General features: G+C 72.7%; 23 protein-coding genes. 13 read left to right on the plus strand and 10 right to left on the minus strand.

Annotated elements, in window-relative coordinates; genetic code table 11:
- Positions 1 to 176: 176 nt before the first annotated feature.
- The 3 genes from OG462_RS32440 to OG462_RS32450 are packed head-to-tail and all read right to left on the minus strand — an operon-like array spanning position 177 to position 2,610.
- Positions 177 to 1,181, minus strand: a complete 1,005-nt coding sequence (locus OG462_RS32440) for a class I SAM-dependent methyltransferase (protein WP_406063082.1) — start codon at positions 1,179 to 1,181, stop codon at positions 177 to 179.
- Positions 1,178 to 2,035: a thioesterase II family protein gene (locus OG462_RS32445; protein WP_406063084.1), complete on the minus strand. Its 858-nt coding sequence runs from the start codon at positions 2,033 to 2,035 to the stop codon at positions 1,178 to 1,180. Before OG462_RS32445 ends, OG462_RS32440 begins: the two co-directional genes overlap by 4 nt.
- The gene (locus tag OG462_RS32450) at positions 2,032 to 2,610 is read right to left on the minus strand and encodes a hypothetical protein (RefSeq protein ID WP_406063086.1); all 579 of its coding nucleotides are present in this window, start codon (positions 2,608 to 2,610) and stop codon (positions 2,032 to 2,034) included. Before OG462_RS32450 ends, OG462_RS32445 begins: the two co-directional genes overlap by 4 nt.
- 468 nt (positions 2,611 to 3,078) lie before the next feature.
- On the opposite strand from OG462_RS32450, the gene OG462_RS32455 reads away from it, so the two are divergent.
- Positions 3,079 to 6,135, plus strand: a complete 3,057-nt coding sequence (locus OG462_RS32455) for a BREX system ATP-binding domain-containing protein (RefSeq protein ID WP_406063088.1) — start codon at positions 3,079 to 3,081, stop codon at positions 6,133 to 6,135.
- 56 nt (positions 6,136 to 6,191) lie between these two features.
- On the opposite strand, the gene OG462_RS32460 is transcribed toward OG462_RS32455, so the two are convergent.
- On the minus strand, positions 6,192 to 6,866 hold the full coding sequence (locus OG462_RS32460; RefSeq protein WP_406063090.1) for a response regulator: 675 nt from the start codon (positions 6,864 to 6,866) through the stop codon (positions 6,192 to 6,194).
- A complete protein-coding gene (locus OG462_RS32465) occupies positions 6,863 to 7,813 on the minus strand; it encodes a HAMP domain-containing sensor histidine kinase (protein ID WP_406063092.1) in 951 nt (316 codons plus the stop codon). Before OG462_RS32465 ends, OG462_RS32460 begins: the two co-directional genes overlap by 4 nt.
- 237 nt (positions 7,814 to 8,050) lie before the next feature.
- Here OG462_RS32465 and OG462_RS32470 point away from each other — a divergent pair, with 237 nt between their 5' ends.
- Together OG462_RS32470 and OG462_RS32475 are read left to right on the plus strand one after the other, a co-directional pair.
- Positions 8,051 to 8,521, plus strand: coding sequence for a cation:proton antiporter regulatory subunit (locus OG462_RS32470; RefSeq protein ID WP_406063094.1), 471 nt, complete (start codon positions 8,051 to 8,053; stop codon positions 8,519 to 8,521).
- Between the two features lie 7 nt (positions 8,522 to 8,528).
- Positions 8,529 to 9,902 (plus strand): cation:proton antiporter, encoded by a 1,374-nt coding sequence (locus OG462_RS32475; protein WP_406063096.1) that lies wholly within the window; start codon positions 8,529 to 8,531, stop codon positions 9,900 to 9,902.
- 16 nt (positions 9,903 to 9,918) lie between these two features.
- Here OG462_RS32475 and OG462_RS32480 read toward each other — a convergent pair whose 3' ends face one another.
- Positions 9,919 to 11,367, minus strand: coding sequence for a flotillin family protein (locus tag OG462_RS32480; RefSeq protein ID WP_406063098.1), 1,449 nt, complete (start codon positions 11,365 to 11,367; stop codon positions 9,919 to 9,921).
- Positions 11,368 to 11,482: 115 nt separating this feature from the next.
- A complete protein-coding gene (locus tag OG462_RS32485; RefSeq protein WP_406063100.1) occupies positions 11,483 to 11,977 on the minus strand; it encodes a hypothetical protein in 495 nt (164 codons plus the stop codon).
- A 156-nt stretch (positions 11,978 to 12,133) separates the two neighbouring features.
- On the opposite strand from OG462_RS32485, the gene OG462_RS32490 reads away from it, so the two are divergent.
- On the plus strand, positions 12,134 to 12,538 hold the full coding sequence (locus OG462_RS32490; protein ID WP_406063102.1) for a BlaI/MecI/CopY family transcriptional regulator: 405 nt from the start codon (positions 12,134 to 12,136) through the stop codon (positions 12,536 to 12,538).
- Positions 12,539 to 12,543: 5 nt separating this feature from the next.
- Positions 12,544 to 13,575 (plus strand): M56 family metallopeptidase, encoded by a 1,032-nt coding sequence (locus OG462_RS32495; RefSeq protein WP_406063104.1) that lies wholly within the window; start codon positions 12,544 to 12,546, stop codon positions 13,573 to 13,575.
- Between the two features lie 65 nt (positions 13,576 to 13,640).
- Here the strand turns inward: OG462_RS32495 and OG462_RS32500 are convergent, their stop codons facing one another.
- On the minus strand, positions 13,641 to 14,096 hold the full coding sequence (locus OG462_RS32500; protein WP_406063106.1) for a tellurite resistance TerB family protein: 456 nt from the start codon (positions 14,094 to 14,096) through the stop codon (positions 13,641 to 13,643).
- A gap of 220 nt (positions 14,097 to 14,316) precedes the next feature.
- Here OG462_RS32500 and OG462_RS32505 point away from each other — a divergent pair, with 220 nt between their 5' ends.
- Complete coding sequence (locus OG462_RS32505; RefSeq protein ID WP_406063108.1) at positions 14,317 to 15,003, plus strand: GntR family transcriptional regulator; 687 nt, start codon at positions 14,317 to 14,319, stop codon at positions 15,001 to 15,003.
- Positions 15,004 to 15,172: 169 nt separating this feature from the next.
- On the plus strand, positions 15,173 to 16,393 hold the full coding sequence (locus tag OG462_RS32510) for a PLP-dependent aminotransferase family protein (protein WP_406063110.1): 1,221 nt from the start codon (positions 15,173 to 15,175) through the stop codon (positions 16,391 to 16,393).
- An 85-nt stretch (positions 16,394 to 16,478) separates the two neighbouring features.
- Here the strand turns inward: OG462_RS32510 and OG462_RS32515 are convergent, their stop codons facing one another.
- Positions 16,479 to 16,964: a VOC family protein gene (locus tag OG462_RS32515; RefSeq protein ID WP_406063112.1), complete on the minus strand. Its 486-nt coding sequence runs from the start codon at positions 16,962 to 16,964 to the stop codon at positions 16,479 to 16,481.
- 177 nt (positions 16,965 to 17,141) lie between these two features.
- Here OG462_RS32515 and OG462_RS32520 point away from each other — a divergent pair, with 177 nt between their 5' ends.
- The 4 genes from OG462_RS32520 to OG462_RS32535 all read left to right on the plus strand — a co-directional run bounded on the left by OG462_RS32520 (position 17,142) and on the right by OG462_RS32535 (position 19,984).
- Positions 17,142 to 17,573, plus strand: coding sequence for a cell division protein SepF (locus tag OG462_RS32520; RefSeq protein ID WP_030322791.1), 432 nt, complete (start codon positions 17,142 to 17,144; stop codon positions 17,571 to 17,573).
- 55 nt (positions 17,574 to 17,628) lie between these two features.
- Positions 17,629 to 18,951, plus strand: a complete 1,323-nt coding sequence (locus OG462_RS32525) for an ATP-binding protein (RefSeq protein WP_406063114.1) — start codon at positions 17,629 to 17,631, stop codon at positions 18,949 to 18,951.
- Between the two features lie 27 nt (positions 18,952 to 18,978).
- Entirely contained in the window at positions 18,979 to 19,371 is a 393-nt protein-coding gene (locus tag OG462_RS32530) for a nucleotide pyrophosphohydrolase (protein WP_406063116.1), read from the plus strand.
- 127 nt (positions 19,372 to 19,498) lie between these two features.
- A complete protein-coding gene (locus OG462_RS32535; RefSeq protein ID WP_406063118.1) occupies positions 19,499 to 19,984 on the plus strand; it encodes a DUF6099 family protein in 486 nt (161 codons plus the stop codon).
- A gap of 140 nt (positions 19,985 to 20,124) precedes the next feature.
- On the opposite strand, the gene OG462_RS32540 is transcribed toward OG462_RS32535, so the two are convergent.
- Positions 20,125 to 20,358, minus strand: a complete 234-nt coding sequence (locus tag OG462_RS32540) for a hypothetical protein (protein ID WP_406063120.1) — start codon at positions 20,356 to 20,358, stop codon at positions 20,125 to 20,127.
- A gap of 249 nt (positions 20,359 to 20,607) precedes the next feature.
- Between OG462_RS32540 and OG462_RS32545 the strand changes: the two genes are divergently transcribed.
- Together OG462_RS32545 and mmuM are read left to right on the plus strand one after the other, a co-directional pair.
- A complete protein-coding gene (locus OG462_RS32545) occupies positions 20,608 to 21,531 on the plus strand; it encodes an LLM class F420-dependent oxidoreductase (protein ID WP_406063122.1) in 924 nt (307 codons plus the stop codon).
- 13 nt (positions 21,532 to 21,544) lie between these two features.
- A complete protein-coding gene (gene mmuM / locus OG462_RS32550; RefSeq protein ID WP_406063124.1) occupies positions 21,545 to 22,462 on the plus strand; it encodes a homocysteine S-methyltransferase in 918 nt (305 codons plus the stop codon).
- Positions 22,463 to 22,493 lie beyond the last annotated feature (31 nt).

Raw genomic sequence — 22,493 nt, forward strand, 5'->3', positions numbered from 1 at the left:
TGACGGTTGCGATGACGGCTGCGGTCCGCCGGGCGCCTGGCGGATTTCCGGCATGCCGAAGGCCCCCGAGGGTGACGCGCTTCGGGGGCATTACGGGAACTGCTAATCTCCTTAGTTAATTCGTTGGTCCTTTTCGGGTTCCCTTTTCGCCATACCGTCGAATTCGCGCGGACCGTTCAGGCCGCGGCACGGGGCCGGCACAGCCGGGCCGTGTGCACGGTGACGGCGGTCAGGTAGAAGGCGTCGGGGCGCCAGAGGACGCCGGTGCAGGCGTCCCCGTCGAGGAGTTGCTCCACGGTGAGCCGGTCGACGAGGTCGAGGCGTTCACCGAGGTCCGAGAGCAGCCCGTGCAGCCGGGTGTGGAGATGCCGGCGCACCGGTACGTCGAGCGGGGCCGGGAACTCGATGAGGAAGGTACGGGTGCCGGCGGGCACGAGACCGGCCGAGGCCAGCAGACAGGGCCAGTCCTCGACGACGGAGGTGGCGCCGGGGAGCCGGGACCGCCGGGCGGTGACCTGTTCCTCGGCGGCGGCGTCCAGGCGCGCCTGGAGTCCGGGCCGGCCGATGCCGATGTCCCGGGGCAGGAAGCGCGGTGGCAGGCCCCGTTCGGCGACGGCGAGCAGACCGCCGGGCCGCAGCGCGGACGCCAGACTTCGCAGGGCCGCCTGCTGGTCGCCGAGGTGGCGGCAGACGTTGCCGGTCCAGATCAGGTCGACGGGTCCCGACCGGGCGAATTCCTCGGGCCGTTCGGCGCGCTGCGTGGAGATCCGGTCGGCCAGACCGTGCTCGGCGGCCCGGGCCTCGGCCCGGGCGAGGAGGGCGGGCGAGCGGTCCACGGCGACGACGCGGGCCTCGGGGAAGGCGTCGGCGAGGGCGTGGGAGGCCACGCCCGGGCCGCTGCCGACGTCGAGGATCCGGCGGACGGCCGCCGTGGCCCGGTCCGCGGGGCCGAACAGTCCGTGCAGCCAGTGGGCCGCCTCGGCCAGGAAGCCGGCGTGCAGTTCGGCCTCCTGCTCGGCCGGGTGCCCGGCTCTGTGCTCGGCTTCGTCTGCGGCCTCGTGCCCGGCCTTGTGCCCGGTCTCCTGATCGGTCGCGGGCCCTCGTTCCGGCTGGGGCTCGGGCCCCGGCCCTGTGCCGAGGGCGTCACCGGCGAGGCCTCCGGTGCCATGTGTGGGTGTCATACGGTCACCTCCGTCGGCCAGGATGGGGACGCCGGGGGAACCGGACAACTCTTGTTGCCGGTTCCGGGACCGCCCTCCGGGGCGGACGGCACGGAACCGGTCAGCACTCCCGGACGGCCGCCGCCGACCGTGCGCGGCCCCCGGACCCGGGGACGCATCAGGTCCCGGCTGAAGGTGTCGAGCAGCTCCCACCGGGCGGTGAGCGGGAAGTAGTGGCCGCCGGGAACCGTGTCGACCCGCAGGGAACGCCGGGTGCACCGGCGCCACCCGGCCAGATCGGCCCCGGTGACACTCCGGTCGTCGCTGCCGCCCATGGCGGTGACCGGGCAGTGCACCACGTGGCGCGGGTCGCGCCGGTACGACTCCAGGACGGCGAGGTCGGCGCGGAGCGCGGGCAGCACCCGGGGCGCCCGCTGCGGGTCGAGGGCGCCCGGGGGGATCCGGCCCCGCTCGCCGAGCCGGCGCAGGAGTTCGGCGTCCGGCAGTTGGGCGACCGCACGCTCCGGGGCGGGCCGGTACGGGACGCCGGCCCCGGAGACGTACAGCCGCTCGGCCACCGCGTCGTACTCCCATTCGAGGCGCGCGGCGATCTCGTACGCGAGGAGGGCGCCGAAGCCGTGCCCGTAGAGGGCGAAGGGGCGGTCGCGCATGCGGGCCACGTACGGGATGATCTCGGCGAGCAGCGGTTCGAGCCGGCCGCGGGGGCGGGTGCGTGGGTGGCGGCCGCGTCCCGGCAGCTCGACGGGGGTGACGACCACCGAGGTCCCGAGGGCCTCGGCCCAGGGCAGATAGACGCCCGCCGAGGCGCCCTCGAAGGGCAGGCAGAACAGCCGCACCGAGGTGTCGCCGGTCATCGGGTCACCGGCCCCACGGTCCGTGCGGCCGTCGGCAGTGCCGTGGCCTGTAGCGCTGTGACCTGCAGGGCTGTGGCCTGTAGTGAGGCGGCCTGCGGTGCGGAGCCCGGCAGTGCCGTGGCCGCGCGGTGCGGGGTTCCGCCGCGCAGCAGCACCGCGTACGCGGCCGCGGCCTCCTCCAGGATCCGGAGCCCCGTCCGCCGGTCCATCAGCTCGCGGGCGTACCGCCAGGCGAAGGTCCAGGCGCTGTCGGAGCGCCGGATGAGGGTGGCGCACATCAACGGGGCCCGGTCGAGGGGGAGTCCGGCGGCGGACTCCCCGGCCAGGCGTTCGGCGAGCCGCGCGTCCTGCACCTCGGCCCGGGTGGCCCGCCAGTCCACGATCTGCAGCCGGAAGCGGGCGTCGGGCCGCAGCGTGCGGCGCAGCAGACCGTCCGGCCCGCGGTGGAGCGCGGTGCGGGCCAGGGGCGTGCCGTCCAGGACGGACTGCCAGGCCTGCTCGTACACGTACGGCACGATTCCACGCAGGGACATGACGAACTGTTCGGTGCGGAGCTCCTCGCTGATCGCGGACACCGGGTACCGCTCCCTCCATCAGATTTACGCCAATTGGCCGGTGGTGACTGCCGGATCAAGGACAAGCGCTTTCCGGGTCGTTCACAGGTCACCGCCGCACAACGGTGCCGACCGTACCCGTGTGGTCCCCATTTACCTCAATACGGTGGCACCGAAGCAATGGCCGAAGGAATACGTTCGGAATCCGTGCAGCGAGATCCGCTGTACAAATATTGCTGGCCCCGTGTTAGCGTCGGGAACATCGGAGGTGTAGGCCGTTCACCGGTGTTCGGGGGATCGTCGTGGAGGACTTCGGCTGGCCTCCACGCCGTCTGAAGAAGGCATTTCCAGCATGACGGCGACGGCTCGGCCATGACCGGAAAATGGCCTTGACGGCGCTCGTTCCACGGCTTTTTCAACATGGCCTCCCCCGCCGAAGTGGCGACCTCGTCCGAGTCATTCCACTGTTCGGCAGGGAGGTGTGGGGCGGTGCCCAAGGAGCTGTTCGGCAGGAGCGAGGAATCGAAGACCATCACCGAGATGTTGGCCGCCGCGAGAGCGGGCGCGGGCGCCGTCGCCCTGGTGGAAGGCATCATCGGCACCGGCAAGACCTCACTGCTCCGGTGGGCCGAGGAGACCGCGAGGGACCAGGACATGGTCGTCCTCTCCGCCACCGCCTCCCCGGCCGAACAGCGCTTCCCCCTGGGGGTCGTGCACCAGCTGCTCGGGACGCTGCCGGAGACCGCGCACGGCTGGGACCGCACCTTCGCCGCCTACGGCACGCCGCACGACGGCGGTCCGGCCGAACCCGACTACCCGCTCCTCGCGGAGCTGTGCGCGAGCGTGGGCCGGGCCGCCCGGCGCACCCCGATCCTGCTCACGGTCGACGGCGTCCAGCACGTCGACCGCCCGTCGCTGCTGTGGCTGGGCTTCCTGAGCCGCCGTCTGGAGAACCTCCCCGTCGTCCTGCTGGCCACCAAGCGCTGTGGCGAACCGGCCAGCGACCAGCACCTTCTGGTCGAGTTCATGGAGGGGCTGCGCCCCGACCGCCACATCCATCTGAGCGACCTCAGCCCGAGCGCGGCGCTCGATCTGGCCCAGTCGCTGTGCGGTCACGGCCACGGCCTCGAAGCCGTGGACGCGCTGGTCGCCGGGACCGGCGGGAACCCGTATCTCCTGACCGAGCAGATACGGACGGGGCCGACGGGTCGCTCCGGCCCCCTCGTCCCCGCCGGCCCGAGCCTGCACAGCGCGCCCTTCGCCCCCGCGGGCACCGATCGCCCCGGAGGGCTGCCCGGGTACTCCGCGTACTCCCCGCACTCCGCCGAGGCGCGCGCCGGGCGGACGCCGGGCGACCCGCTGGACGAGCAACTCGGGCTCCAGGCCGTCAAGGAGCGCATCCTGTGCATGCTCCGGCGGATCGACCCGTACGGCCTGGAGATCGCCCGGGCCGCCAGCATCCTGTGCGGCCCCGTGGACGCCGCCCTCCTCGCCGACCTCTGCGGCGTCCCCACCGAAGACGCGTGTCGATGTATCAGCCGACTGACGGAATCCGGACTGCTCTGCCCCCATGACATGAAGTTCCGCCACCCCCTGCTCGCCGGGCTGCTCTACCAGGACATCCCGTGCGCCGAGCGCGCCGAACTGCACCGGCTCGCCGCCCGCAGGATGCAGCATCGCGGTGCCCCCGGCGAGGACGTCGCCGCCCATCTGCTGCGCTCCCACCGCCTGGACGAGCCCTGGATGGCGCAGCTGTTGATGGATGTGGCGCAGGGGGTGGTCGAGCACGACCCGGCGGGGGCCCGCCGACTGATCGAGAAGGCCGTGCTGCACGGTGTGCCGGGCGGCCATGAGAAGCGGGCGGAAGCCCTGCGCATCCAGGCCCTCAGCGGCCTCGATCTGCCTGCCGCAGCACGCGCGATGACCGCTCACACCTCCAGCGTCACCGGCCCCGCCGAAAGGTTCCGGCACGCGCTGCGGCTCTCCGACCTCCGGCTGCGCCTGGACGACACCGCGGGCGCGCTGGACGTCCTGGAGGAGGCGCGGCGGGAGATGACGGGCGTGCTCGACCCGACCGCCGGCGCGCGGCTGCGCGAGGCGGTGGCGCAGATACGGCTCCACGACGGCAGCCACCACCACCCCGGCGGTCACGACCGAGGTCACGTCCTCAGCGGTCATGCCCTCACTGGTCATGCCCTCACTGGTCACGCCCTCAGTGGTCACGTCCCCGGTCGTCACGTTCCCAAGGGCCACGATCACGGCGGTCACCACCCCGGTGAGGAGTGCCGGCTGTTGCGGGTCCTGCTCCTGCGCACGGCCACCGGGGACTCGGCGCCCGCCGCCCGGCGGATCGCCGACCGCCTGCTGGCCGTCCCGCGTGCCCCGTACGGCTCCGCCCGCTGGTACCAGGCGCTCCTCGCCCAACTGTGGGCCGGCGACGTGGAGGAGGCCCGGCGGCACATCGACACCGAGGTCGGCCTCGCCCGCGCCGACGGCGGCGCGACCCGGATCGCCGAGGCGCTGGCCGTACGCGGACTGGTGCAGCTGCACCGCGGGCAGCTCGCCCGCGCCGAGGACGACGCCCGCGAGGCGCTCGATCTGCTCACCCGGATCCGGGCCGGCCGGTTCCACGTCGGGCCGCTCGCCCGCAGCGTGCTCATCGACGTGGCCCTGGAGCGGGACGACATCGCCGCCGCCGGAGCCCTCCTCGACGAGGCCCCGCCGCTGCCCGGCGACCGGCCGGTCACCTGGTGGCGGCTGCACCTCCTGCACAGCGCCGGGCGGGCCCTCGGCCGGCTCGGCGAGGCACGGCGCGGTCTGGTGCTCCTCGCCCACTGCGAGGAGGAGTTGGCCCGGCGCGGAATCGTCAACCCGGCGATCCTGCCGTGGCGTTCCACCCGCTCCGCACTCCAGCTGGGCCGGCGCAACGTGGCGGCGGCCCGCCGTGCCGCTCAGGAGGAGGCCGGGCTCGCCCACCGCTGGGGCGCCCCCTTCGCGCTGGGCCGGGCCCTGGTCGCCGAGGCGGCGGCGAGTTCGGGCCGGGAGGCGCTACGGCTCGCGGACCGGGCCGTGGAACTGCTCGAACCCACCCCGGCCCCGCTGCTGTTCGCCCACGCCCTGTACGCGGCCGGGCGCGCCCACCGGCAGAGCGGCACGCCGCGCCGGTCCCGCGAACTGCTCCACCGCGCCAACGAGGTCGGCATCTCCCTGGGCGCCGACGGCCTGGTGGAGGCGGTGCAGCGGGAGCTGCGGGACGCGGGCGGCCGCCCCGATCCGCGCAAGGACTCCACGGAGTCGCTGCTCACCCCTACGGAGCGGCAGGTCTCCGAGCTGGCCGCGCGCGGCATGAGCAACCGCGACATCGCGCGGCTGCTGCAGGTGAGCCTGCGGAACGTCGAGTCCCATCTCACCCACTCGTACCGGAAGTTACGCATCAGCGGGCGGCACGAACTGGCCCGCTTCTTCCCCGCCGACGAACCCCCCGATCCGGCCCCGGTCCTCCTCTACCAGCCCCGGCCCACCCTTACCCCGACGGCCAATCCGTAGAGCCGGTGGCTCGACGGCTTGGCCGTGGAGCCGGTGGCCTGATCCACAAGACACCTCTAGGGCTCGATCAGGCCCACCCGGATCGCGTAGCGGGTCAGCTCGAGGCGGTCTCGCATGCCGAGCTTCTGGAGGAGGTTGGCGCGGTGGCGTTCCACCGTTTTCGGGCTGATGACGAGGAGGTCGCCGATCTCCTTGGAGCTGTGGCCCTCCGCCACCAGTTTGAGGATCTCCTCCTCGCGTTCCGTGACGGCCTTGTCCGGGAGAGGTCTGCCCTGTTCGGCGCGGTCGAGGTAGGTGCGAATCAGGGCCGTTTCCGCGCCGGGGTAGATGAAGGGCTCGTCGCGGACGGCCGCCCGGCAGGCCTCCACCAGGTCGCGGTCCGCCACCGACTTCAGGACGTAGCCGCTCGCGCCGGCCTTCAGGGCCTCGAAGAAGTACTGCTCGTTGTCGTACATCGTGAGGATCAGGATCCTCAGCTCCGGCTGGAGGCGGCTGAGTTCGCGGGCCGCCTGGAGGCCGGTCATGCGGGGCATCGAGATGTCCAGTACGGCCAGGTCGACGGGCTGGGAGCGGGCAAGGGCCACCGCTTCCGCCCCGTCCGCGGCCTCCGCGACGACCGTCAGGTCCGGCTCCGCGTCCAGGATGAGACGTACTCCTCCGCGTACGAGCGCATGGTCGTCCGCCAGCAGGATGCGGGTGGGAGAAGGAGGGGGGATGGTCGGTCCCGTCATGGCGTCGCCTTACCGCTCGGTGTGCTCAAGTGGACTTCCGTACCGCCGTCTTCGCCCTCGCGGATCGTCAGGTCCGCGCCGATCAGCAGCGCGCGTTCCCGCATCCCGCTGAGGCCCGCGCCGTCCGGAGCCCGGCCGATTCCCCGGCCGTCGTCCTTGACCAGGAGGCCGACCCCGCCGTGGGGCAGCCGACGGAGACGTAGATCCACTCGGGTCGCGCCCGCGTGGCGGGCCGTGTTGGTGAGGCCCTCCTGCGCCACGCGGTAGAGCACCAGCTCCGTCTCGTGGTCGAGTTTCGGGAGGCCGGACTCGATGTGGGGCCGTACGGTCAGGCCCCTCGTCGAGAACTCCGAGGCCAGCGACCTGAGTGCGCTGTGCAGTCCCAGTTCCTCCAGGACTCCCGGGCGCAGGCGGCGCGCGATGCGGCGGATCTCGTCCAGGCTCGTCCGGGTGGTCTCCTGCGCCTGGTGGAGTTCCGTGCGCAGTTCGTCCGGAGCGTGGTTCGCCGTGTGCTTCAGCTGGAGGAGTACCGCCGTGAGGGTCTGCCCGACCTCGTCGTGCAGCTCCTGCGCGATCCGCCGCCGCTCCTCCTCCTGCGCCGAGAGGACCCGGGCGGTGCTCGCGGCCCGTTCGGCTTCGAGCCGGTCGAGCATCGTGTTGAACGTACGCGTCAGGTCCGCGATCTCGCCCCGCCCCGCCACCGCCGCCCGGCGTCCCGGCCTCAGCAGGTCCGCCGTCCGCATCGCCCGGGTCAGCCGCTGCAGCGGCGCGAGCCCCAGCCGCAGCAGGAGGGCGTTCGCGAGGAGCATCGCGACCAGCCCGGCCACGAGCACGATCGCCTCACCGAGGAGTACGGGTGTGGAGACCGTGACGGGGCCGAAGAGGAGGAGGACGGCCACGACCAGCACCGAGGCGTTGAGGAGGAAGATGCGCCAGTACAGCGACACGTTCGCGACTCTCTCCCTCTTCCTGCTCCGGGCCTCTGACCCTTCCCCGCTCCGGGCCTCTGACCTGCGGCGGGATCCAGGTCCCCGCCTCATCCTGACCAGTTTCCGGTGTCTTGTCCATCCGTGCCGACACCCATGTTCCGGGCCTCCCGGCGGGTGGCACCATGGCCCCCGACCACCGACCTGATCACCCTTTGACACGACAACAGGAGGGACGGGCCCTTGCCTGCTCCGCGGATGAGAACGACACCCCTGCCCGGCATCGGCGTCCAGTACGACTTCACCACCCGGGAGCACCGCCACCTGTCGGTCATCGCGCACCGCGACGGGACCCGGACCGTGAACGTCTACCGGGGCGACGACCCCGACGCGTGCGCGCAGTCGCTGCACCTCACCGAGGTCGAGACGGCCTCCCTGATCGACGCGCTCATGCCCGCGCACCACAGCCCCAACGTCCTGCACACCACCGACCTGGGGCTCGTCGCCGAACGCATCGAGCTGTCCGCCCACTCGTACTGGAACGGGCGCCTGCTCGGCGAGACGCGGATGCGCACCGACGCCGGCGCCTCCATCGTCGCCGTACTGCGCCGCTCCGGGGCGATACCGTCCCCGACGCCCGCCTTCCGGCTCGCGGGCGGCGACACGCTCATCGTCATCGGCACCCGCGAGGGCGTCGACGCGGCCGCCGCGATCCTCGGTCGGGAGTGAGGGCGGCGTGCACTCCGCGGTCTTCCTGATCGAATTCGGCGCCATCATCCTCGGACTCGGCCTGCTCGGGCGTCTCGCCGGCCGGTTCAGCTTCTCCCCGATACCCCTGTACCTGCTCGCCGGGCTCGCCTTCGGCAAGGGCGGCCTGCTGCCGCTCGGCACCAGCGAGGAGTTCGTCGCCATCGGCGCCGAGATCGGGGTGATTCTCCTGCTCCTCATGCTCGGCCTTGAGTACACCGCGAGCGATCTCGTCTCCAACCTCAAGACCCAGTACCCCGCCGGACTCGTCGACTTCGCCCTCAACGCCCTGCCCGGTGCCGCCGCCGCGCTGCTCCTCGGCTGGGGACCGGTCGCCGCCGTCGTCCTGGCAGGCGTCACCTGGATCTCCTCGTCGGGCGTCATCGCGAAGGTCCTCGGCGACCTCGGACGCCTCGGCAACCGCGAGACACCGGTCATCCTCAGCATCCTGGTCCTCGAAGACCTCGCCATGGCCGTCTACCTGCCCATCATCACGGCCCTGCTCGCCGGGGTCGGCCTCGCGGCGGGCAGCGCCACCCTCGCCATCGCCCTCGGCGTGGCCGGAGCCGTGCTCTTCGTCGCCGTCCGCTACGGACGGCTCATCTCACGGTTCGTCTCCAGCGACGACCCCGAGAAACTGCTCCTCGTCGTCCTCGGCCTGACGCTGCTCGTCGCCGGCGTCGCCCAGCAGCTCCAGGTCTCCGCGGCCGTCGGCGCGTTCCTCGTCGGCATCGCCCTCTCCGGGGAGGTCGCCGACGGTGCCCACGCCCTGCTGAGCCCCCTGCGCGACCTCTTCGCCGCGGTGTTCTTCGTCTTCTTCGGACTGCACACCGACCCCGCCAGCATCCCGCCGGTGCTCCTCCCGGCCTTCGCGCTGGCCGTCGTCACCGCGCTGACCAAGATCGCGACCGGTCACTGGGCCGCGCGGCGCGCCGGGATCGGGGTCAAGGGCCGTTGGCGGGCGGGCGGCACGCTGGTGGCGCGCGGCGAGTTCTCCATCGTCATCGCGGGGCTCGCCGTCACGGCAGGAGTGCAGCCCCAGCTCGGGCCCTTCGCCACCGCGTACGTGCTCATCCTCGTGGTGATCGGGCCGCTCACGGCCCGCTACACCGAGCCGATCGCCGCGTACCTCCTCCGAGGGCGGCGCCGGAAGCCGCAGGCCTCGGAGGACGCATCCGTACGAGAGCCGGAGACCACGCCCGTGCGTGAGTCGGGACCCGAGCCCGTGCGTGAGTCGGGACCCGAGCCCGTGCGTGAGTCGGGCGCCGGGCTCGTACATGAGGCGGGATCCGGGCCCGTGCGTGAGGCGGGATCCGGGCCCGTGCGTGTACCCGAGCCCGGGTCTGCCTCCGACCGCGTGTGAACGTGGGCGGGCCGCGTCAGTCCGCGATCTCGATCGACTCCCGCTGCGGCTCGCTCCGCTGCCCCGCTTGCGTCCCTGTCCGAGCCCCCGCCCGAGTCCCCTTCTGAGTGATGCCCTGGAGCAGCTGCGCGAGGTCCACCCCGGTCGTGGACGACAGGAGCTCCATGCCCTGGGCGACGTTGTCCGCGACCGTGCGGGACAGCTGGCTCGCCCCGTCCGTCGAGATGACCGTCATCTTCTCGATGGCCGACAGCGGCTCGGACGCCTTGGCCACGACCTGGGGCAGGACCTCGACGAGCATCTGGAGGACGGCCGCGTCCCCGTACTGGGCGTAGGCGTCGGCCTTCTTCTGCATGGCTTCGGCTTCGGCGGAGCCCTTCGCGGCGATCGCCGCGGCCTGGGCCTCGCCCTCGATGCGTACGGCGTCGGCGAGGGCCGCGCGGTGGGCCTTCTCGCCCTCACCGGTGAGCCTGGCCCGCTGGGCGTCCGCCTCGGCCTCCTTGACCAGGGCGATACGGCGGGCCTCGGCCTCCTGCTCGGCCTGGTAGCGGGCGGCGTCGGCGGGCTTGCGGACCTGGGTGTCGAGCTGGCGGTCGGTCAGCTCGGCCTGGCGCGCGGCGACCTTCTCCTGTTCCGTCAGGATGTCCTGCTGGCGGGCGGCCTCGGCGAGCGGGCCGGCGGCGTTCGCCTGGGCGGCGGCCTCGTCCGTCTGGGCCTTGATCTCGGCCTGCTTCAGGTAGAGGGTCCGCTGGGCGATCGCGATCTCCTCCTCGGCCTTCAGCCGCGCCTGCTCGGCCGCCCGGCGCGCGACGGCCTCGGCGATGTCCGCCTCCTGCTTGGCACGCGCGGCCTCGGGACGCCCGAGGTCTTCGAGGTACGAGCCCTCGGTGGTGATGTCCTGGATCTGGAAGGCGTCCAGGACCAGGCCCTGCCCGGACAGGCTGGCCTCGGCCTCCTCGGCGACCTGCCCGGCGAACGCGGCCCGGTCCCGGATGATGTCCTCGACCGACATCCGGCCCACGATGGAGCGCAGCGCGCCCGACAGCACTTCCTGGGTGAAACCGACGATGCCGTTCTGCTGCATCAGGAAGCGCTGCGCGGCCGCGCGGATCGAGTCCTCGGTGCCGCCGACCTTGACGATCGCGACGCCCTCCAGGTTGGCCTTCACACCGCGCAGGGTGACGGCGCCGCGTACCGCGACCGGGATGTGACGGCTCGACAGGTCGAGCGTGAACTTCTGCTGCACGAACGGGACGACGAACACACCGCCACCGACCACGACCTTCTGGCCGCTGTTGTCGGTGAACACCCGCCCGGTGGCCGGGTCGGTGGCTTTCTTGCCGCGTCGCCCGGTGATGATGAACGCCTCGCTGGGGCCGGCCACCTTGTAGCGCGTGACGACGACGAGGCCGAGCAGGACGACAAGGACGACTATTCCCACCACAGCGGTCAGGACAGGGCTCATGCAGAAATCCCCTCGAATGAAGTGAGTGAAGTGAATGGAGTGAATGGAGTGAACGAAATCGATGAGCCGGCGGAAGTCAGGGAATGACGTGGTGAATCGGGTGGGGGTGCGGAAGTCAGCGCTCGACGGGGCGGACGCCGACCGACGTCGGTGACAGCACCGACTCCACCCACACCTCGGAGCCCCGCTCGACCGGCGCGGCCGCCTTCGCCGCGTACTTCACCGGCTGGCCGGCCAGATACAGCAGGACCTCGCCGTAGCCACCGGCGGGGATCGCCGTGACGACCGCGCCCGTCGTGCCCGTCAGGTCCTCGCCCCGGGGCGCGGGCGCGCCGCCGTCCCGGAGCAGAGCCCGGCTGAACCGCCAGGTCAGCCAGCCCACCAGGGCGCCCGCGGCGATACCCGTGAGGGTCGCGAGGACCGCTCCGGCGCCGGCCGCGCCCGTCGCGATCGCGCCCGTGAATCCGAGCACCGACACGAATCCGGCGATCACCGGGAGCGAGAGGAATCCGTCGAGGCCGCCGCCGATGCTTTCCAGGACGCCGTCGAAGACGAGGGAGAGCGCCAGGACGATCAGCCCCGCGACACCCAATCCCAGAAACCACCCCACGTGCCGATCCCCCTCGGTTCCTCTCGATCCTCCACTATTTCTGAATTGTTCCATGTAAGGAGCGTGTAGGACATGGGTGTCAGCACCCATTGACTCCCGAGGGCGCCCCCGCCGTTCAGTACGATGGGCAGCTGTTCTCAAGCGGAGGAGGGCGACATGACGGACCGGAGCGAGGGCGGGGCGGAGCCCTCCCCGCGCAGGCGTGGACAGGGCGAACTGGAGTCCCAGGTGCTCGCCGTGCTGCGCGAGGCGTCCGAGCCCGTGCCTGTGGCGTGGGTTCGGGAACGCCTCGGCGGCGGTCTCGCCTACACCACCGTCATCACCATCCTCACCCGCCTCCGGGCGAAGGGTGCCGTCGAGCGTGAGCGCGCCGGCCGTTCCTTCCGGTGGACGGCCGTCGCCGACGAGGCCGGGCTCGCCGCCCTGCGGATGCGGAAGGTGCTCGACGCGGAGGCGGACCGCCAGGCGGTCCTCGCCAGCTTCGTCACCGCCCTCTCGCCGAACGAAGAGCGACTCCTTCGTGAACTGCTCTCCAAGGCCGCCGAGGAGGAGGAAGGCTAGCCGCCATGGGAGTCTTCGTCTTCCTTCCCCTCGTCCTTCCGCTCACCGCATGGCCGGTCGCCCGCCTCGCCGAGCAGCGGCTCCACCCCCGTACCGCGACGCGTCTGCTCGCCGCCGTCGCCGGCGTCTCCGCCGTGTGCAGCACCCTCTGCCTCGGCCTGCTCATGATCGTGGGCACCGCGCAGCTCCCCGGCAACCCGCTCCCCGACAGCTGGTCGGACCCCGATGTGCGCGCGGCCCTCCCGTACGACGAGATCGCCGGCCGCGCTGCCATCCCGGCGCTGCTCGCCGTCCTCGTCTCGTGCGCCGCGGCGGCCTGGCGTCAGGTGCGGGTGCGCCGCCGGGTCGTGGACGCGCTGAGCGGGCTGCCGCCGACGCGCGTCGCGGTGCTGCCGGACCGTACCCCGTACGCGTACGCGGTGCCCGGCGGCCGGTTGCGGGGACGAGGACGAGGACCGGGCTGGGGAGGAAGGGGACGAGGAGGGGGTCCCGGGCAGGGGAGGGGGCGAGTGCGAGGAGGGGGTCCGGGGCGGGTCGTGGTCAGCACGGGGATGCTCGCGGGCCTCGCCCCCGCCGAACGACGGGCCCTCTTCGCCCACGAGCGGGCCCATCTGGCCGGGCGTCACCACCGCCATCTGCTGACGGTCCATCTCGCGGCGCGCGCGAACCCGTTCCTGCGTCCACTGCGTACCGCCGTCACGTACACCGCGGAACGCTGGGCCGACGAGGAGGCGGCCGCCGAGGTCGGCAGCCGCCGGTCCGTCGCCCGCGCGATCGGCAAGGCGGCCCTCCTGGCGCCCCGCGCCCCGGCCGCCACGCTCCCCGCCCTGACGGGCACGGGCGCCGGCCCGGTGCCCCGACGGGTCGCGGCCCTGATGCGGCCGGCTCCGATGGGCCGCGCGTGGCCGCCGGTCGGCACGGCCGCCGGCCTCGCGGCCTGGGGCGCCGCCTTCGGCACGACCGTATCGGCCCTGTCCTCGGCGAACTCGGCGGTCACGCTCTTCCTGGTACTACGCGGCGTCGCCTCGCCGATGTAGCCGGCCGGGCCGATCCGGGTCGACCCGGGCCGACTCGGGCCGGCCGGACGAGTCCTGGAGGAGTCCTAGAGGTCGAACTCGTGCGGCGGCAGGTCCAGGGTGAAGCACGCCTCGCGGACCACTGCCTGCTCCGTCTTGTCGAAGTCGCCGTCGGCGCCGCCGATGACGATGCCGATCTGGATGACGGCGCGCGCCTCGGCCGGCTTCTTCTTCGCCTTGGCGATCTCCTGGAGCACGCTGACCTTGCCGAAGTCGAAGTCGGAGGTCAGCTTGTTCAGGTTGTCGTCGAAGCGGCGCTGAAGGTCGAGCGCGTCGAAGTTCTGCAGCACCTCGTTGGTCGAGATGAGCTGGGCGACCCGACGGCGCTCGGCGGGGTCGATGGTCCCGTCGGCGGCGGCGACCAGCGCGCACATGGCCATGCTCGCGTCCCGGAACGCGCCGCTCTTCAGGTCGTTCTTCTTCGCCACCAGCTGGGTCTGCATCGTCGATGCGGATTCCCTGATGCGGTCCCACAGGGCCATGAGCACTCCAGACGTCGATTACTTCTACGGTCTTGTAGAACGTAGCAGTGGGTCGTGGAGTTCCCGGGAACCGTGAAGAGGCCGCGCCGGTCCGGTGCCGTGGGGAGTAAGCCGGTCGGACGCCCGGGAGTTGGAGGGTGAATCCCCCGACTCCCGCACCCCGGCGGGAGAAACGTGACATTGTACGATGCTCCCCCTGTGACTTCTCGGAGGACGCACGATGGGTGACCTGAAGCAGTACGGCCTCGTCAGAGCGCAGGAGCGGCTCCGCGACCAGGTCGGGCACGCCCTTCGCGCCGCCCTGATCGCCGGTGAACTGCGGCCCGGCCAGGTCTACTCGGCCCCCGGGCTCGCGAGCGACCTCGGGGTCTCCGCGACCCCGGTCCGCGAGGCCATGCTCGACCTGGCCCGGGAGGGCCTGGTCGAACCCGTCCGCAACAAGGGCTTCCGGATCACCGAGGTGAGCGAGCGGGACCTCGACCAGTTCACCGAGCTGCGCACCCTGATCGAGGTGCCCACCATCGGCCGCATCACGACGAAGGCCGACCGGGAGCAACTGGAGGCGCTGCGCCCGGTCGCGGAGGAGATCGTCTCGTGCGCCAGGGGTCACGACCTCATCGGCTATCTGGAGGCGGACCGCCGCTTCCACCTCGCCCTGCTCGCCCTGTCCGGCAACGACCGCCTGGTCGAGACGGTGGGGGAGCTGCGCAAGCGCTCGCGTCTCTACGGACTGACCGGTCTGGACGAGGCCGGCAAGCTCGTCTCCTCCGCCGAGGAACACCTCGAACTCCTCGACCTGATGATCGCCGGGGACGCGCGCGGCGCGGAGGCGTGCATGCGCCGCCACCTCGGGCACGTACGGTCGCTGTGGGCCGACGCCCGCGACGAACCGGTCGGGCGCGGCTAGGTCCCTGGAGAGGGCGGGCATGGCGCGCGCGGATCCTCGCCGGTCCGGCCCCAGTTGCTCCCCGTGCGTCAACTGGGCCCGCTCCCGCCGGGGTTCGCTCCCACGGGGTTCGCTCCCGTCGAGGTTCGGACAACCTGGACAGCGTCTTGGACCTCTATATGCTGACACCATGCCTTCTGCCGCCTCCGGGCCCGCGAACGCCTCCGCCTCCTCTGTGCCCCCGCCGGCGACCGCCTCCCGGCTGGCCGGCGTCGGCGCGTCGCCGGTACGGGAGATCCTGGCGCTGACCGCGCGGCCCGAGGTGATCTCCTTCGCCGGTGGTCTGCCCGCCCCCGAGCTGTTCGACGTCGCGGGCATCCGGGCGGCGTTCGACGGGGTCCTGGCGGAGAACGCGCAGTACGCGCTCCAGTACTCGACGACCGAGGGCGACCCGGAGCTGCGTACCGCCATCGCGGCCCGGCTGGCCGCACGCGAACTCCCCACAGACCCTGACGACCTGCTCGTCACGACGGGCTCGCAGCAGGCGCTCACGCTGCTCACCACCGCGCTCGTCGAGCCGGGCGCCGTGGTGCTCGTCGAGGACCCCTGCTACCTCGCGGCCCTCCAGACCTTCGGCTTCGCCGGCGCGCGGGTCGTCCCCGTGCCCACCGACGACCACGGCGTCATCCCGGAGGCGCTGGAGGAGATCGCGGCCCGCGAGAAGCCGACCCTCCTCTATCTCGTGCCCACCTTCCAGAACCCGACGGGCCGCACCCTGCCCGCCGAGCGCCGTACCGCCGTCGCCGAGGCCGCCGCGCGGATCGGATTCTGGATCGTCGAGGACGACCCGTACGGCGAACTGCGGTACGACGGTGAGCGCGTCCCCTGGATCGCCGCCGACCCCGCGGCCGCCGACCGCACCGTGCTGCTCGGCTCCTTCTCCAAGGTGATGGCCCCCGGCCTCCGGCTCGGCTATCTGCGTGCGCCCGCCGGGCTCCGGCGCGCCTGTGTGATCGCGAAGCAGGCCGCCGACCTGCACACCTCGACCATCGACCAGGCCGCGGCCGCGCGGTATCTGCGCGACAGCGACCTCGACGCGCATGTCGCGGTGATGCGGGCCGCGTACCACGAGCGCAGGGACGCGATGCTCGAAGGCCTGCCGGCCGCGCTGCCCGAGGGCAGCCGGTGGAACCGGCCGGAGGGCGGCATGTTCATCTGGGTGACCCTGCCCGCCGGTCATGACGCGACGGCGCTCCTGAAGACCGCGGTCGGCCACGAGGTGGCGTACGTGCCGGGGGCGCCGTTCTTCTGCGGTGAGCCGGACCCGGGCGCGATGCGGCTCTCGTTCACCACGCACTCGGCCGACGAGATCAGGGAAGGCCTGCGCAGGCTGGCCAAGAGCTTCGCCTGAGGCAGGTGAGGCAGGTGCCCGATGTACGTAGCGGGCCGGAGAATGGTCGCCAACGTCGAGGCCGCTCAGAACAACGCCTAGGCGATCAATTCCGGCCAGGGAAGAAGTCGGCGCTCTGGACGTACTCCATCGCCTCGGTGAACTCCGGGTCGCCGAGGCGGCGTTCCATCTCCTCCGGGGTCACGTCCTCCACGCGGGTCTGGATCCAGTACAGGTTGCCGAGCGGGTCGCGCACCCGGCCGACCCGGTCGCCGAAGAACAGGTGGGTGACCTCGGTGACCGAGGTGGCACCGGCCGCGACGGCCTGTCGATGTACGGCGTCGGCGTCCTCGACGTAGAGACGGAGGAAGCCGGGGGTCGGCGGCCACTCCGGTCGCGCGTCGAACATCATCACCACCGAGTCACCGATCCGGACCTCGGCATGCTGGATGCTTCCGTCCTCGCCGGCCAGGCGAGCCAACTCCTCCGCGCCGAAGGCCCGCTGCATGAAGTCGATGAGCCGCACGGTGTCACGCGAGATGATCCACGGCGTCACGGTGTGATAGCCCTGGGGAACGGGACGGACGGACATCTGGCTGCCTCCTGGGATGCGAGTGCCGCAACGTGATGACGACGCTAACTCCGATCTAGGCCAGGTCATGGCCTAGACGGGCCTGGTTCTCGGTGCCAGGAGGCCTGGAACCGTCACCCCGTCATCACCCTCGTGTCGTTGTTGGGCCGAACGGGTGAGGAGCGGGAGGATGTGTCCATGAGTAGGTACGAGAGGTACGACGTCACCGACGAGCAGTGGGAGGGCCTCGCCCAGGTCGTGCCCCTGCGCGGCCGTGACGAATGGCCGTCCAGGGTCGACCACCGCACGATCCCCGAGCAGTACGAATCCGCCGAGCAGCGCCGTATGGTCGTGCTCCGCGTGCAGGTGTTCGCCGACGCCCGTGAGGTCGCCGAGTACCTCATCGCCCAGATCCCGGTGCTCCTCGACCTGACGAGCGCCGACACCGAGGTCGCCAAGCGCATCCTCGACTTCAGCAGTGGTGTGGTCTTCGGCCTCGGCAGCGGGATGCACCGCGTCGACCGGAACGTTTTTCTTCTCGCGCCGGCCGGTACGGAGGTCGAGGGTGCGGAAGGTGAGGACGAGGAGGGTGTCGTGGGCGGTCGGACCGCCGGCGTCCCCCGATCGTAGGAAGGTCATCTAGCCGTAACGGTTCGTCAGGGAATGAACTGCGTACGGTCCGGGCATGGACCTCACCGGCGGCTTCACGCTCGACCACTCCTCCTCCATGCCCGCTCCCTCCTCCGGCGCTCCTTCCCTGGGAGCCCCTTCCACCGGAGCCCCCTCCGCGGGGGCGCCGCCCCGGCTGCCGTCCCAGGGCGGGTCCGAGCGGCGGGTCGAGCGACGGGCGGAGGGCGGATCAGCCGGTGGGGGCGGTGGCGGGCGACTGCGGGCGCGGCCCGCCGTCACCGAGCTGCGGCTGTCCGCGTTCGCCGGTCACCGCTCCGCCGTGCACGCGCTGGGGCCGGTCACCCTCTTCACCGGGCCCAGCGGCAGCGGCAAGTCCACCGCCCTGCGGGCGTACGAGGCGCTGGCCCGGCTCGGCGCGGGCGACTCGCTCGACGAGGTGTTCCCCGATGCCGCCGACTGCGTCCCCGAGCGTGCCCGGCCCGACGCCCAGGGAAGGCGCGGATTCCGCATCGGGTGCACGGTCGACGGACCCGAAGGTCCGGTCCATCTGGACCTCGCCGTCCAGGCCGAACCCCGGCTCCGCATCGTCGGTGAACGGCTCACGGGCCGGGGCCGCACCCTCCTCGCCACCGCACTGCGCGACCCGGGCCGCCCCACCGTCCAGGCCGAGTGGCACACGGCCGGCACCACCCCCGTCACGCGGGCGCCCTTCCCCGACGACCTCCTCGGTACGGCCCTGCTGCCGCTGCGGGTCGCGGGCAAGACCCCCGGGCAGCTGGAGGTCCTGGCCGCGGCCGAGCAGGTGGTCGTCGGGCTGCGGTCCGCCTTCTCCTGCGACCCCCGGCCCGAGGGAATGCGCGCTCCGGTGCCGCCGGGCGAGGGGCGGCTGCGGCGCGGCTGCGGCAACCTCGCCGAGGTCCTGCACCGCACCCACACGGGCTGCCCGCGCCGTCACCACCGCCTCGCGGCCGTGGCGGGAGCGGGCTGCGCGGGACCCGTCACCGGGCTCGGGGTGCAGGAACTCCCGGAGGGTACGGTGCGGGCGGTCCTCGAACGGGGCGGCCGGGCGGCGACCCCGCTCGGGCGGCTCGGGGACGGGGAACTGCGCTATCTGGCGCTCGCGCTCACTCTGCTGACCGGGCCCGGGGTCCTCGAAATGGACCGGATCGCCGAGGTGCCCGAGGCCATGCAGTCCCTGACGCTGCTCGCCGACGGCCTCGACCGGGGGCTCGACGAGCGGCAGGTCGGCGAACTGCTCGGTCTCGCCACGGGCATCGCCGCCGACGGCCACATCCGGGTCGCCGGCACGGTCGGGGAACGCGCGGCGGCGCAGGCCCGCCGGACGCCCGGGGTGACGGTGGTCGATCTGAGCAGGTGAGGGGCGCACGGTGGTAGACCTGAGCGCGTGACGGACAACGACGTAGCGGGACTGCAGCGCAGGCTGGCCGAGTTCGCGGCCGCCCGCGCGTGGCAGCCCTACCACACGCCCAAGAACCTGGCGGCGGCGCTCAGCGTGGAGGCGGCCGAACTCCTGGAGATCTTCCAGTGGTTGACGCCCGAGGAAGCGGAGCGGGTGATGGAGGAGCCCGAGTCGGCGCACCGTGTCGCCGACGAGGTGGCGGACGTGCTCGCCTATCTCCTCCAGTTCTGTGAAGTGCTCGGGGTCGACCCGCTGGCCGCGCTCGCGGCCAAGATCGACCGGAACGAGGTCCGATTTCCCGTTCGAAGGCGGGGCGAAGGGCGCGGAGAAGGGGGCGAGGAAGGCGATTCGACCGAAGATCGTCACTCTTCGGAGTGATCGACTTTTCCCCGTCGAGCCTCCTGTCCACAGATTTCCGAATTCCCCTGGTGTTGGGGCTCAGGCCGCCTCACTCTGGGTAGTGGATTGAGTGGGCAGATAAGTCGTACGAACGGGGGCGGCGTTGATGGAAGCGGAGCGACTCATCGCGCTTGGCCGGCACGCGCTGGCGGAGAGCGGGACGGCACAGGACATCGTGGCGGAGGCCTGGCAGGCGCAGGCGCTCGCCCAGGCGATAGGGAACCATCTCGCGCTCTGCGGACCGCAGGAGTTGCGCGGCGAGGCGCGGGGGCTGAGCGAGATCGGGGAGTACCCGGCGTGGGGTGCCGGTGGGCCGCGTGCGGCCCAGTTGTCCGAAGTGGCGGACCCGAGCGGGGCGTTGACCGCGCTCGGGGAGCTGCTCGGGGAGGTGGGCATCGCGCTGGTCGGCGTGGCCTGCGCCACGGACGAGGAGGGGCTCTACTGGCAGTGCATCGAGGCCATCGACGCCGCCGACGAGTCGAGCGACCGGGTTCGCGGAATGCTGCGGCGCCTCGCCGTGCGGGACGGGGAGCGGGCCCGCCCGCCCGACGCCGCACGAGGCCGCGCGGGCCCCGGACGGGGCCGGTGGTGAACGGCGGACGGCGACGGGCCGGGGTGGCGGATGTCCGGGACGGCAGGCGCCCCCGATCGCGGGGGACAGGGCCGGTGGGCCCACGGCCGGTGGGGCTCCGGCCGGCCGGGTGAGGGCTGGTGGGACTCCGGCTGGCGGGGTCAGGGCTGGTGGGGCTGCTCGGGCCGGTCGTGAGGGGCCTGGTCCGGGGCAAGGCGGTCGGACGTGGACTGGAGCTCGGCGTCCAGCTGGTTGAGGTCGGCGGAGAGCGCCGCCATCAGTTCCTCCATCTGCTGGAGCAGGCCCTTGGGGGCGCCGGCGCCCTTCTGCTCGGGCACGGACCGCGGCACCGGCTGTTCGGGTACGGCCTGCTCCGGCGCGGCTTCCTGGGACATGGGGGCCTCCTCGGCCCGGACCCCGCCGCCGAGGACGGGGCCACGAGAGAGAGCGACGCACCGGCAGCGGCCGCCGGCGCGCGGGCCGGGCGGTCCGGCTCCGCCCGAGCCAACGACGGGTGCCGGGCCCCGGTCACTGGCCGGGGCGGACGCGGCCCGCCAGGGGGCGGGATATTCACCCGACCGGGCCGGGGCGCACAAGGAGCTGACGCAGAGGTTGACACGCACCCGACGGTGCAGGATGGAGGCATGGATCTCCGCATCTTCACCGAACCCCAGCAGGGGGCCGACTACGACACCCTCCTCGCGGTGGCACGGGCCACCGAGGAGCTCGGATTCGACGCCTTCTTCCGCTCGGACCACTACCTCAGCATGGGCTCCGCCGACGGGCTGCCCGGACCGACCGACGCCTGGATCACCCTGGCCGGGCTCGCCCGGGAGACCCGGCGGATCCGCCTCGGCACCCTGATGACGGCCGGGACCTTCCGGCTCCCCGGGGTGCTCGCCATCCAGGTCGCCCAGGTGGACCGGATGTCCGGCGGACGGGTCGAACTCGGGCTCGGCGCGGGCTGGTTCGAAGAGGAGCACAAGGCCTATGGCATTCCGTTCCCGAAGGAGAGGTTCGGCCGGCTGGAGGAGCAGCTGGCGATCGTCACCGGTCTGTGGGAGACCGAGATCGGCAAGACCTTCAGCTACGAGGGCGAGTTCTACCGGCTGAGCGACTCCCCGGCGCTGCCCAAGCCCGCGCAGGACAGGATCCCGGTGCTGATCGGCGGCCACGGCGCGAGCCGTACGCCTCGCCTGGCCGCGCGGTACGCGGACGAGTTCAACATCCCCTTCGCGTCCCTGGAGGACAGCGAGCGACAGTTCGGCCGGGTCCGGGCCGCGGCCGAGGAGGCCGGGCGGGCGCCCGACGACCTGGTGTACTCCAACGCGCTGGTCGTCTGTGTCGGCAAGGACGACGCGGAGGTGGCCCGCCGGGCCGCCGCCATCGGGCGGGACGTGGACGAGCTGAGGGCGAACGGTCTCGCGGGTTCGCCCGCCGAGGTCGTCGACAAGATCGGGCGGTACGCGGCGATCGGCTCCTCCCGGGTCTACCTCCAGGTCCTCGACCTGGACGACCTGGACCACCTGGAGCTGATCTCGGCACAGGTCCAGTCGCAGCTGGGATGAGCGGGGCGATCCGATGAAGCCGGTCCGTACGCTCGCCGAGGCCCTCGGGGCGGGGGTGCTCGTCCTCGACGGCGGGCTGTCCAACCAATTGGAGGCACAGGGCTGCGACCTCTCGGACGCGCTCTGGTCCGCGCGGCTCCTGGCCGACGGACCCGAGCAGATCGAAGCGGCGCACGCGGCGTACGTACGGGCCGGCGCCCGGGTGCTCATCACCTCCAGCTACCAGGCCACCTTCGAGGGTTTCGCCCGGCGGGGCGCGGGCCGGGAGGAGGCGGCGCGGCTCCTCGCGCGGAGCGTGGAGCTCGCCCGCGGCGCGGCGGCGGCTGTGGGGGAGGAGGTCTGGGTCGCCGGGTCCGTGGGGCCGTACGGCGCGATGCTCGCGGACGGGAGCGAGTACCGGGGACGGTACGGGCTGTCCGTACGGGAGCTGGAGGTGTTCCACCGGCCCCGGATCGAGGTGCTGGCGGCGGCGGAGCCGGACGTCCTGGCTCTGGAGACGGTTCCGGACGTGGAGGAGGCGGAGGCGCTGCTGCGGGCGGCGGAGGGGTGTGGGGTGCCGGTGTGGCTCTCGTACACGGTCGAGGGCGGGCGGACCCGGGCCGGGCAGGATCTGGCGGAGGCCTTCGCGGTCGCCGCCGGGAACGACCAGGTCGTCGGGGTCGGGGTCAACTGCTGCGACCCGGCGGAGGCGGGGCCCGCGGTGGAGCTCGCCGTCGCCGTGACCGCGAAACCCGCCGTGGTCTACCCCAACAGCGGGGAGCGGTGGGACGCGCGCGCGCGGGGCTGGCGCGGCGACGTCGCCTTCGACCCGGCCCGGGCCACCGGCTGGGCCGCGTCCGGCGCCCGGCTCATCGGCGGCTGCTGCCGGGTCGGCCCGGCGACGATCTCCGCCCTGTGCTCCTCCCTGGTCACCGACGACGACAAGGGCTGAGCCCCGGGGCCCGGCTCGCGCGGGGCCTACG

It is taken from the genome of Streptomyces sp. NBC_01077 (genome assembly GCF_045162855.1).
Classification (GTDB): Bacteria; Actinomycetota; Actinomycetes; order Streptomycetales; family Streptomycetaceae; genus Streptomyces.

Excerpts from the sequence above, each read along its gene's own strand:
- OG462_RS32520 (WP_030322791.1), top strand. The coding sequence starts at position 17,142 with ATGAGTAGGTACGAGAGGTACGACGTCACCGACGAGCAGTGGGAGGGC.
- OG462_RS32500 (WP_406063106.1), bottom strand. The coding sequence starts at position 14,096 with ATGGCCCTGTGGGACCGCATCAGGGAATCCGCATCGACGATGCAGACC.
- OG462_RS32535 (WP_406063118.1), top strand. The coding sequence starts at position 19,499 with ATGGAAGCGGAGCGACTCATCGCGCTTGGCCGGCACGCGCTGGCGGAG.
- OG462_RS32540 (WP_406063120.1), bottom strand. The coding sequence starts at position 20,358 with ATGTCCCAGGAAGCCGCGCCGGAGCAGGCCGTACCCGAACAGCCGGTG.
- OG462_RS32510 (WP_406063110.1), top strand. The coding sequence starts at position 15,173 with ATGCCTTCTGCCGCCTCCGGGCCCGCGAACGCCTCCGCCTCCTCTGTG.
- OG462_RS32490 (WP_406063102.1), top strand. The coding sequence starts at position 12,134 with ATGACGGACCGGAGCGAGGGCGGGGCGGAGCCCTCCCCGCGCAGGCGT.
- OG462_RS32480 (WP_406063098.1), bottom strand. The coding sequence starts at position 11,367 with ATGAGCCCTGTCCTGACCGCTGTGGTGGGAATAGTCGTCCTTGTCGTC.
- OG462_RS32525 (WP_406063114.1), top strand. The coding sequence starts at position 17,629 with ATGGACCTCACCGGCGGCTTCACGCTCGACCACTCCTCCTCCATGCCC.
- OG462_RS32505 (WP_406063108.1), top strand. The coding sequence starts at position 14,317 with ATGGGTGACCTGAAGCAGTACGGCCTCGTCAGAGCGCAGGAGCGGCTC.
- OG462_RS32545 (WP_406063122.1), top strand. The coding sequence starts at position 20,608 with ATGGATCTCCGCATCTTCACCGAACCCCAGCAGGGGGCCGACTACGAC.
- mmuM (WP_406063124.1), top strand. The coding sequence starts at position 21,545 with ATGAAGCCGGTCCGTACGCTCGCCGAGGCCCTCGGGGCGGGGGTGCTC.
- OG462_RS32470 (WP_406063094.1), top strand. The coding sequence starts at position 8,051 with ATGAGAACGACACCCCTGCCCGGCATCGGCGTCCAGTACGACTTCACC.
- OG462_RS32515 (WP_406063112.1), bottom strand. The coding sequence starts at position 16,964 with ATGTCCGTCCGTCCCGTTCCCCAGGGCTATCACACCGTGACGCCGTGG.
- OG462_RS32460 (WP_406063090.1), bottom strand. The coding sequence starts at position 6,866 with ATGACGGGACCGACCATCCCCCCTCCTTCTCCCACCCGCATCCTGCTG.
- OG462_RS32445 (WP_406063084.1), bottom strand. The coding sequence starts at position 2,035 with ATGACCGGCGACACCTCGGTGCGGCTGTTCTGCCTGCCCTTCGAGGGC.
- OG462_RS32495 (WP_406063104.1), top strand. The coding sequence starts at position 12,544 with ATGGGAGTCTTCGTCTTCCTTCCCCTCGTCCTTCCGCTCACCGCATGG.
- OG462_RS32440 (WP_406063082.1), bottom strand. The coding sequence starts at position 1,181 with ATGACACCCACACATGGCACCGGAGGCCTCGCCGGTGACGCCCTCGGC.